Annotated in this window: 6 protein-coding genes; all 6 read left to right on the top strand. The window is 34.8% G+C overall.

The features are described 5' to 3' along the window. The coding region (locus ABJI11_RS00785; protein WP_348348598.1) for a Crp/Fnr family transcriptional regulator at positions 1-695 on the top strand (695 nt) is incomplete at its 5' end. Between the two features lie 68 nt (positions 696-763). After that, complete coding sequence (locus tag ABJI11_RS00780) at positions 764-1,600, top strand: universal stress protein (protein ID WP_348348596.1); 837 nt, start codon at positions 764-766, stop codon at positions 1,598-1,600. A 115-nt stretch (positions 1,601-1,715) separates the two neighbouring features. After that, positions 1,716-4,547, top strand: coding sequence for an excinuclease ABC subunit UvrA (uvrA, locus tag ABJI11_RS00775; protein WP_348348594.1), 2,832 nt, complete (start codon positions 1,716-1,718; stop codon positions 4,545-4,547). Between the two features lie 38 nt (positions 4,548-4,585). Continuing rightward, positions 4,586-5,272, top strand: coding sequence for a TIGR00730 family Rossman fold protein (locus ABJI11_RS00770; protein WP_276493205.1), 687 nt, complete (start codon positions 4,586-4,588; stop codon positions 5,270-5,272). 8 nt (positions 5,273-5,280) lie between these two features. Further along, positions 5,281-8,130, top strand: a complete 2,850-nt coding sequence (locus ABJI11_RS00765) for a M1 family aminopeptidase (protein ID WP_348348592.1) — start codon at positions 5,281-5,283, stop codon at positions 8,128-8,130. Positions 8,131-8,287: 157 nt separating this feature from the next. After that, on the top strand, positions 8,288-10,595 hold a 2,308-nt coding region (locus ABJI11_RS00760), incomplete at its 3' end, for a thiamine pyrophosphate-dependent enzyme (protein ID WP_348348590.1).

The raw sequence follows: 10,595 nt of genomic DNA, 5'->3' as shown, positions 1-10,595 counted from the left end.
CCAAGGCAGAACTTCTTAAGCAAATGCAAGATGAAACATCTAAAGAACATGGTGTTTCTGAAAATGAAATGCGTACCATTCATGAACTTAAAAACTTTTTTGACGATAATGGTGAGATTGCAAAATTTAAACAAGGAGAATCTATTTATGAAGAAGGTGCACGCTCCAATAAAATCTATCTTGTTTTAAAAGGGCTAATTAAATGCTATAATATGGACTCTGATGGCAAAGAACTAATCACTTCTTTACCCAAAGCTGATGACTTTTTAGGCTTTACCTCTTTTTTGAACAATGAACCCTATCAAGAATCTGCCACAGCACTTGTAGACGTAGAACTTGCAGGCATATCAAAAGAGAACCTAAAAGATATATTGAATGAGAACAAGACTATCTCATTAGAATTAATGGAGCTATTATCTGCCAATATTTCTAATATTAAAGCTCAATTATTACAAATGGCATACAGTTCTGTACGCAGAAAAACAGCACAAACTTTACTACAGTTTGCTGATATTATGAATACCAAGCCAGATGAGCCAATTAGAATATCACGAAACGATTTAGCCAGTGTAGCAGGTATCGCTACTGAAAGTTTAATACGAACACTGTCAGGTTTTAAAAAAGAAGGACTCATAGTTATAGAAGGAAGAAATATTCAGATAGTTGAGCTCAAGGCATTACAATATGTGAGTTAATTGAAATCTGATATATATCATTTATTAAGTTTCTATATGGATTTACATTTGTAGCGTAAGTCACATGAATGAAACATATTTTAATTCCCACTGATTTTTCCGATAATTCTTGGAATGCACTTGAATACGCTGTGTGCTTTTTCAAAAAAGTGCAATGCACTTTTTATGTATTGCATGTAGATGATTTAAGCAATTCTGACATAGCCGCCAATTCATTTATGACACTAAATTCAAAAGATAAATTTAGCGTAAAAGATAAACTTAACAATACTATTGACCACATAAAATCTTGTTGCCCAAATACTTCACATAAATACATTATACTCGAGGAATACGGTAACTTCATTGATATTACAAGAAAAACAGTAGAGGAGAAAAAGATAGACCTAATAGTTATGGGCACAAAAGGTGCCTCAAGTTTAAAAGCTACCATTATGGGTAGTAATACAGGTAATGTCATTACAAAAATTGCCTGCAACGTACTGGTAGTACCCAACAACATCATTGCAAAAAAACCATCTAAAATTGCTTTTCCTACAGATTTCAATTTGTTCTACACCTACCCTATATTGAATTCAATAACAGAAATACTTGAAATTTCTAATGCGAAATTAGAAGTATTACACATGTCGCAATCAAGACCAAACTTTACAAACGCACAGGTAATCAACAAAGCATATCTACATGATTATTTAAAAGAAATATGCACTGAAAGCCATAGCTTTGAAAACATTCTTGGCAAAAACATTAGAGAAGCCATAGTAGCACACATTGCCGATAACAAAATTGAAATGCTCACTATGGTCGCTAAAAATTTAAACTTGTTTCAGCAGTTGTTCTTTAACAACGCCTTAGAACAGCTTAGTTACGAGACTACGGTACCTTTATTGGTCATGCATGAGTAAGTACTATATATTAATGATATGGGTTAAAAATTAAGTTTCTTCCACCTTTCAAACAATAACATAACATATGTAATTAGCCTTCAAAATCGTACTTTTGCAACTTTGCTATGAATACATGATTAATTTTGAAGAAAATATAGAAGTTAAGGGCGCTCGCGTTCATAACCTTAAAAATATTGATGTTACCATTCCCCGAGATAAATTGGTTGTTATAACCGGTTTGTCAGGTAGTGGTAAATCTTCTTTGGCTTTTGACACCATTTATGCGGAAGGCCAAAGACGTTATATAGAAACTTTTTCTGCGTATGCAAGACAGTTTTTAGGCGGATTGGAACGACCAGATGTTGATAAGATAGACGGGCTATCTCCTGTAATCGCCATTGAACAAAAGACCACCTCCAAATCACCAAGATCTACGGTAGGTACCATCACAGAAATTTATGATTTTCTAAGACTGCTTTACGCCCGTGCTGCAGACGCACATAGTTACAACACTGGTGAAAAGATGGTAAGTTATAGCGATGAACAAATTAAAGATTTGATCATTGAGTCTTACTTAGGTAAAAAAATAAACATCCTAGCTCCAGTAATTAAATCTAGAAAAGGTCATTACCGCGAACTTTTTGAACAAATTGCCAAACAAGGTTTTGTAAAAGTTAGGGTAGATGGTGAGGTAAAGGACATTGTTAAAGGCATGAAAGTGGATCGTTATAAGACCCACGATATAGAAATTGTTATCGATCGATTAAAAGTTGCAGAAAGTGAAGACTTTCATAAGCGATTATCTGAAAGTATAAATACTGCCATGTACAGTGGCGATAATGTATTAATGGTACTTGAAGAAGGTACTGAGGTACCTAGATATTTTAGTAGAGACTTAATGTGCCCTACAACAGGTATCTCCTATCCTACTCCCGAGCCCAATACCTTTTCGTTTAACTCGCCAAAAGGCATGTGTCCCAATTGTAAAGGTTTAGGGCATGTTTATGAAGTGAACGAGAAAAAAATATTCCCAAACAAAAAACTATCTATTAAAGGAGGTGGTATTGCACCTTTGGGCGACTATAAAAAATCATGGGCGTTCAAACAGATTGAAACCATTGCTGAACGCTATAATTTTGAAATCACTGACCCTATAGAATCAATACCTAAAGAAGCTATTGAAATTCTATTGAACGGGGGCAAAGAAAGTTTTGAAGTAGATTCTAAATCTTTAGGGGTCAAGCGCACCTATAAAATTGATTACGAGGGTATTTCCAATTTTATAAAAAATCAGTTTGAAGAAGCTGCTTCAACTTCTATTAAAAGGTGGGCTAAAGAATATATGGACAAAATTACTTGTCCGTCGTGTACTGGATTTCGTCTTAAAAAAGAATCGCTCTATTTCAAAATTGAAGACAAAAATATTGCTGAACTGGCAAATTTGGATATCGTTGAACTAGCTGCATTTTTTAAAGGTCTAGATAAAAAAATTAGCGGAAACCAACTTAAGATAGCCGAAGAGATTATTAAAGAGATAAGTACTAGAATTCAGTTTCTATTAGATGTTGGGCTTGATTATTTATCCCTGAACAGAAGTTCAAAATCGCTCTCTGGTGGAGAGGCACAACGAATTAGGTTAGCAACACAGATTGGTTCGCAACTAGTAGGTGTTCTTTATATTTTAGATGAACCAAGTATTGGTTTACATCAACGTGATAACGAACGCTTGATCAAGTCCTTAGAATCTCTTAGAGACATAGGCAACTCCGTAATCGTTGTGGAGCACGATAAAGATATGATAGAGCGTGCAGACCATGTTATTGATATTGGACCAAAAGCAGGTAAAAATGGAGGCGAGATTATATCCGAGGGTACACCAGAAGAATTAAAGAATGTTCATACCCTTACCGCCGATTATATGACCGGTGTTAAGGAAATTGAAGTCCCAAAGAAAAGAAGACCCGGTAATGGCAAAGAAATTATATTATCTGGCTGTACCGGAAATAACCTAAAAAATATTACAGTTAAATTTCCTTTAGGAAAAATGATTGGTGTTACAGGAGTTTCAGGTAGTGGTAAGTCAACTTTGATCAACGAAACGCTTTACCCAATCATGAATGCCCATTATTTCAATGGTGTCAAAAAGCCAATGCCGTATAAAAAAATCACGGGGCTTGAGCATATAGACAAGGTTATTGACATTAACCAATCGCCAATAGGGAGAACTCCAAGATCAAACCCGGCTACTTACACCGGTGTTTTTAGTGAAATACGTTCTTTGTTCGCCAAAACAACAGAAGCATCTATTAGAGGTTACAAACCTGGTAGATTTAGTTTTAACGTAAAGGGTGGTCGTTGCGAAACTTGCCAAGGTGGCGGACTTCGGGTTATAGAAATGAACTTCTTACCAGATGTTTATGTGGAATGCGAAACCTGTAACGGCAAAAGATTCAATAGAGAAACATTAGAAATACGATATAAAGGCAAGTCTATTTCAGATGTTTTAGAAATGACCATTGACGAAGCGGTATCATTTTTTGAACTTATTCCTAAAATACATCGTAAGTTAAAAACAATACAGGATGTAGGTCTAGGCTATATATCGCTTGGGCAGCAATCCACTACCCTTTCAGGTGGTGAAGCGCAACGTATTAAGTTGGCAACAGAGTTATCAAAAAGAGATACAGGTAATACGTTCTACATTTTAGATGAACCTACAACCGGTCTTCATTTTGAAGATATTAGGGTTTTGATGGAAGTTTTGAATAAATTAGCGGACAAAGGTAATACCGTATTAGTTATTGAACATAATATGGACGTAATTAAAATGGTAGATTATATCATTGACATTGGTTACGAAGGTGGGCGATCTGGCGGGCAATTAGTAGCAAAAGGAACTCCGGAACAAGTTGTCAAAGACAAGAAAAGCTACACCGCAAAGTTTTTAAAGAGAGAATTGAAATAACAATTAGATATTTATCTAAAGAGTATATAAAATTAAGAATGAGATCAGAAAAACATCACAAAGGCTGGAACGAAATAAAAACGAATGACTCTTGGGCCATTTTTAAAATAATGGGCGAATTCGTCAATGGTTTTGAGCGTATGAGCAAAATTGGACCATGTGTGTCTATTTTTGGTTCAGCTAGAACAAAAGAAGAAGACCCATACTATAAGCTAGCGGTATCTATTGCAAAATCTATCGCAGAAGCAGGTTACGGAGTTATAACCGGTGGTGGACCAGGTATAATGGAAGCAGGTAACAGAGGAGCAAATCTTGCCGGTGGCACATCTGTAGGCCTGAACATTGACTTACCTTTTGAGCAACACGACAATCCGTACATTGACAATGACAAGAGTTTAGATTTTGACTACTTCTTCGTTAGAAAAGTAATGTTCGTAAAATACTCTCAAGGCTTTGTTGTAATGCCTGGTGGCTTTGGAACCTTAGATGAGCTTTTTGAAGCTATCACCCTAATCCAGACACATAAAATTGGAAAGTTCCCTATTATATTGGTTGGTAGCGAATTCTGGACCGGACTTATGGACTGGATAAAAGGTACCATGTTAACAATGGGTACTATTAGCCCAGAAGATCTTAATCTTATTAAAATAGTAGATACAGAAGAAGAGGTTGTTGAAATTATAGATTCATTTTACAAAGGACACAGCATGAGTCCAAATTTTTAATTTAAGCCTTGACTAAACGATTTAAATTACTTTTCTATCTGTGCATAGTAACTTTTGTTACTAATGCAACTAGTTGCTATGCACAGTATGAAACTGACCTTACCGTTAGTTTAAACGAGTATACCAAAGAATTGGATATTCGTCAAGAATTCAACTATTACAATAATTCTAATTACAATTTAGGTGTTATTTATTTTAATGACTGGGCCAATGCCTATTCGGATAAAAACACAGGACTAGCAAAAAGGTTTGCCCAAGAATTTAAAAAATCGCTTCACCTTGCAAAAGCAGATGAACGTGGCAAAACAACTATAATTAGCGTTGTTGATGACGCTTATAATGGTCTTGAATGGAGCAGAACAGAAGGCAAAGACATATTAAAGGTCACCTTAGATGATGTACTAGCACCCAAAACATCAACTAAAATCTTCATAACCTATAAAGTAAAATTACCTCCTAACAAATACACACACTACGGCTATGGCAGTAGAGGAGATTATTACTTAAAAGATTGGTATTTAACGCCAGCGGTATACGACGGCAAATGGCATTTATATTCAAATAAAAATCTTGAAGATCTTTATATGAACGAAACCAATACCACCATAAATTTTAAATATCCCGATAGCTTATACCTAGCCTCTAATTTTGATGTTAAAACAGAATCAACTTTCCCTAATGGACAGTTTGCCCAATTGAAGGGAAACTTGCAGCGCGGTGGTGAAATCATTCTGAATACACAGAAAAATTTCCATACCCATAGAACGCCCTATATGACTTTTATGACCGACATTAGTGCTCCAAGGTACAGCCCGATCGGTCAAGGATTATCCATAAATAAAGTTGCCAATTTTATTCATAACAACTTAGGTGATTATCCGCATGAAAAAATTTTAGTAAGTGAGCTAGATTATAGCAAAGACCCACTATACGGTATAAATCAACTTCCCTCGTTTATACGCCCCTACAAAGAACAGTTTCAGTTTGAAATGAAATTCTTAAAAACGGCGATCAATAGTATTTTAAGAGAAACCATGTTCTTAAATCCGCGTAAAGAACAGTGGTTAAATAGCGCTATAGCAAATTATCTAATGATTGCTTACGTAGAAAAATATTACCCAGACCAAAAATTAATGGGCAAGCTTTCTAAAATTTGGGGCTTTAGAAGTTTTGAATTGGCAAAAATGGATTTTAATGATCAGTATTCATTTCTTTACAATCTTACTGCACGTAAAAACTTAGATCAAGCATTACAAACCTCTAACGATTCGCTGATAAAATTCAACCAGAAAATTGCTAATAAATATAAGGCTGGTCTAGGGTTGGCCTATTTAGCAGATTACATTGGTCAAGAACATGTTGATCAAAGCATAAAGACCTTCTTTCAATACTATAAGTTAAACAATGTAAAAGTTGATGATTTTGAATCCATATTAAAACGATCTACAGAGCAAGATATCAATTGGTTTTTTAGAGACTATGTTTCTACCGATCGTAAAATTGATTTTAAAATAAAAAAAGTAAAGAAAGAAATAGATTCACTACAGGTTACCATTAAAAATAAAGAAGGTACCAACGTACCAATTTCAGTTTTTGGGCTTAAGAAAGATTCTGTAGTTTCTGAATATTGGTTTAAGGATATTGAGCTAGAAGAAACCTTTACTATTCCAAATAATCAAGAAGATAGGTTGGTACTTAATTATGACCAAAAAATACCAGAATTCAACCAACGTGACAATTGGAAGTCGCTAAAAGGTTTTCTATCAAGTAATAAAAAATTAAAGTTTACCTTTTTTAAAGATGCTGAAAACCCGTATTACAATCAGGTTTTTTATGTTCCTGTATTGAGCTTCAATGTTTATGATGGATGGACTCCGGGAATGCGATTATATAACAAAACCCTCTTGGAAAGACCTTTCGTTTATGACTTCTCCCCTTCCTATTCATTTAAAGAGAAAGCTTTTGTAGGCTCAGGAAAATTCAGTTATAGAAAATACTTAAGTAAAAGTGGATTATATGTAGCCCAATATAATATTGGTGCAGGCACCTCTCACTTCAATGAAAATTCTAGATATTCATCTATTACACCATCCGTAAGTTTTGGATTTAGACCAGCAGATTTATTATCGAATAAAAGGGAATTCCTCTCTTTTAGATATGTAAACATATTTAGAGATTTTGACCCAACACTTTTAAGTTTGGCCAACGATCCAGAAAATCCAGATTATAGTGTATTCAATGCACGCTATTCTAGTAGAAACAATGGTATATTAGATTATAATTCTTGGTTTGCAGATTTTCAACTAGCAGGTAATTTCAGTAAACTATCTTTTGAATATGAATACAGAAAACTATTCGAAAACAACAGACAGCTGAATCTAAGGTTTTTTGCGGGTAAATTTCTTAGCAATAAAACACAAACAGATTTCTTCAGTTTTGCTTTAGACAGACCAACCGATTACCTTTTTGATTATGGCTATTTAGGTCGTTCAGAAGATTCAGGTATTTATAGTCAACAAATTATTATTGCCGAAGGCGGATTTAAATCTTTCTTAGATCAACGCTACAGATTTTCAAATGATTGGATAGCTACTGTTAACGGTAGTTTCAATATTTGGAAATGGATAGAATTATATGGTGATGCCGGATTGGTAAAAAACAAAGGAATAAACAGCAAGTTCGTTTATGATTCTGGAGTACGATTAAATTTAGTTACAGATTACTTTGAACTTTACCTTCCTTTACATTCAAATAATGGTTGGGAAGTTTCTCAACCTAACTACGGTGAAAAAATTAGATTTATTATAACCGTAAGTCCAAAAACTTTAACAGGACTATTCACAAGAAAATGGTTTTAAACTAAGAAATTCTAATACGGTCAGTAGAATTTTTGGCTTAAATTAAGATATTTTCAAAATAATATCACTTTTATTGAAAAATATGGAACAAATTAACTGACTACGGCATTGCTAAAAAGTACTTGATTCGGTAATTTTGTAAAAACACGTTTAAAACATGGATGTTTCTTCTAAAACCAGTAATGATATTTCTTTTGAAGATTTCAAAGAACAAATTATCAGTGACTATGAAATCGCTTTTTTAAGTAGAACTTGTAGCTTATTGGGAAGAAAAGAAGTGCTTACAGGCAAAGCCAAATTCGGCATCTTTGGTGACGGTAAAGAGTTACCTCAGTTAGCCATGGCACGTTCATTTAAAAATGGTGATTTTAGAAGTGGTTATTATAGAGACCAAACCTTCATGATGGCTTTAGGTCTATTACAGCCAAAAGAATTCTTTCATGCCCTTTACGCAACCACAGACATAGAAAAAGAACCTATGAGCGCCGGCAGGCAAATGGGTGGTCACTTTTTAACACATAGTTTAAATGCAGATGGAAGTTGGAAGGATTTAACCAAACAAAAAAATAGTAGTGGAGACATATCATGTACCGCTGGGCAAATGCCTAGGCTTTTAGGCCTTGCACAAGCCTCTAAAGTTTATAGAGACCAAGAAGGTCTTGACAGCGCGAAATTTTCGGTAAACGGAAACGAGATTGCATGGGGAACCATTGGTAACGCAAGTACTAGTGAAGGTATGTTCTTTGAAACAATAAATGCCGCTGGTGTTTTACAGGTGCCTATGGTTATCAGTATTTGGGATGATGAATATGGTATTTCTGTACCGGCAAAATTTCACACTACCAAAGAAAATATTTCAGAAATCTTATCTGGTTTTCAAAGAACTGAAAAAGAAAAAGGATATGAAATCTTAAGAGTAAACGGTTGGGACTACACGGCTTTAATGCATGCTTATGAAAATGCGGCAGATATAGCAAGACAAGAACATGTACCAGTAATTATACATGTAAAAGAATTAACACAACCTCAAGGTCATTCAACTTCTGGTTCTCATGAACGTTACAAAGACAATGAAAGATTAGAATGGGAACGTGACCACGATTGCAACAAGCGTTTTAAAGAGTGGATTTTAGAATCTGGCATTGCTACTTCAGAAGAATTAGAATCTATTGAAAAGAGAATTAAACGCTCGGTAAGAGAAGCTAAAAAACAAGCTTGGGATGAATATTTGAAAGATAATCTATCAGAGAAGTCAGTATTATTAAATTTGATAGAAAAAGCAGCTGCAAAAAGTCCGAACAAGAATTTTCTCAATAAACTAAAAAATGATTTAATTGCCACTGAAGAGCCCCTTCGAAAAGACTTGGCAATTTCGGCAAGAAAATCATTACGTTATTTGCTAGGAGAACATACACAAGAAAAGCAAGATCTTATCAACTGGACAGCTACTTTTCTTGAAGAAACCCAACATAAATACAGCTCTCACTTATATAGTGAGAATGATAATAAAGCCACAAACGTTACAGGTATTACGCCAGAATACAATGAAGAGAACGAACTTGTAGATGGTAGAGTTATACTTAGAGACAATTTTGACAAGCTATTTGAAAAATATCCAAATACCTTAATTTTTGGAGAAGATACAGGCGCCATTGGTGATGTTAACCAAGGTCTTGAAGGTATGCAGGAGAAATACGGTAAAACACGTGTAGCAGATACCGGTATTCGTGAAACTACCATTATTGGTCAAGGTATTGGCATGGCATTAAGAGGTCTCAGACCAATTGCCGAAATTCAATATTTAGACTATATATTTTATGCTTTATCAACGCTTACAGATGATTTAGCAACTTTATTATACAGAACTGCCGGTAAGCAAAAAGCGCCTTTAATCATTAGAACAAGAGGTCACAGACTAGAAGGTATATGGCATTCTGGATCTGAAATGGGCGGATTGATACACTTACTTAGAGGTATGTACATTTTAGCGCCTAGAAATATGACCCAGGCAGCAGGTTTTTACAACACACTATTAAAAAGTGACGAGCCTGCATTGGTTATAGAAAGCTTAAATGGATATCGATTAAAAGAAAAGAAACCAAAAAATCTTGGTGAATTTTGTACACCGATCGGTAAGGTTGAAAAGATGAAAGAAGGTAGTGACATTACATTAGTTTCTTATGGCTCTACCCTACGTATAGTAGAAAAAGCTGCAAAAGAACTAATTGAAGTAGGTATTGATGCCGAAGTTATAGATGCACAAACCTTATTACCTTTCGATATAGAAATGGAAGTATTGGAAAGTGTAAAGAAAACGAACCGATTGCTGGTTATAGATGAAGATGTACCTGGCGGATGTTCTGCATATCTTCTAAATGAAATCATTGAAAAACAAGGTGCTTTTCAATATTTAGATAGTGCACCGCAAACTTTAAGTGCCAAAGCACACAGACCCGCTTACGGAA

It is taken from the genome of Maribacter sp., from assembly GCF_039968975.1.
Classification (GTDB): Bacteria; Bacteroidota; Bacteroidia; order Flavobacteriales; family Flavobacteriaceae; genus Maribacter.
Note: the sequence above shows the minus strand (reverse complement) of the source record. Positions and strands in the feature narration are given on the sequence as shown.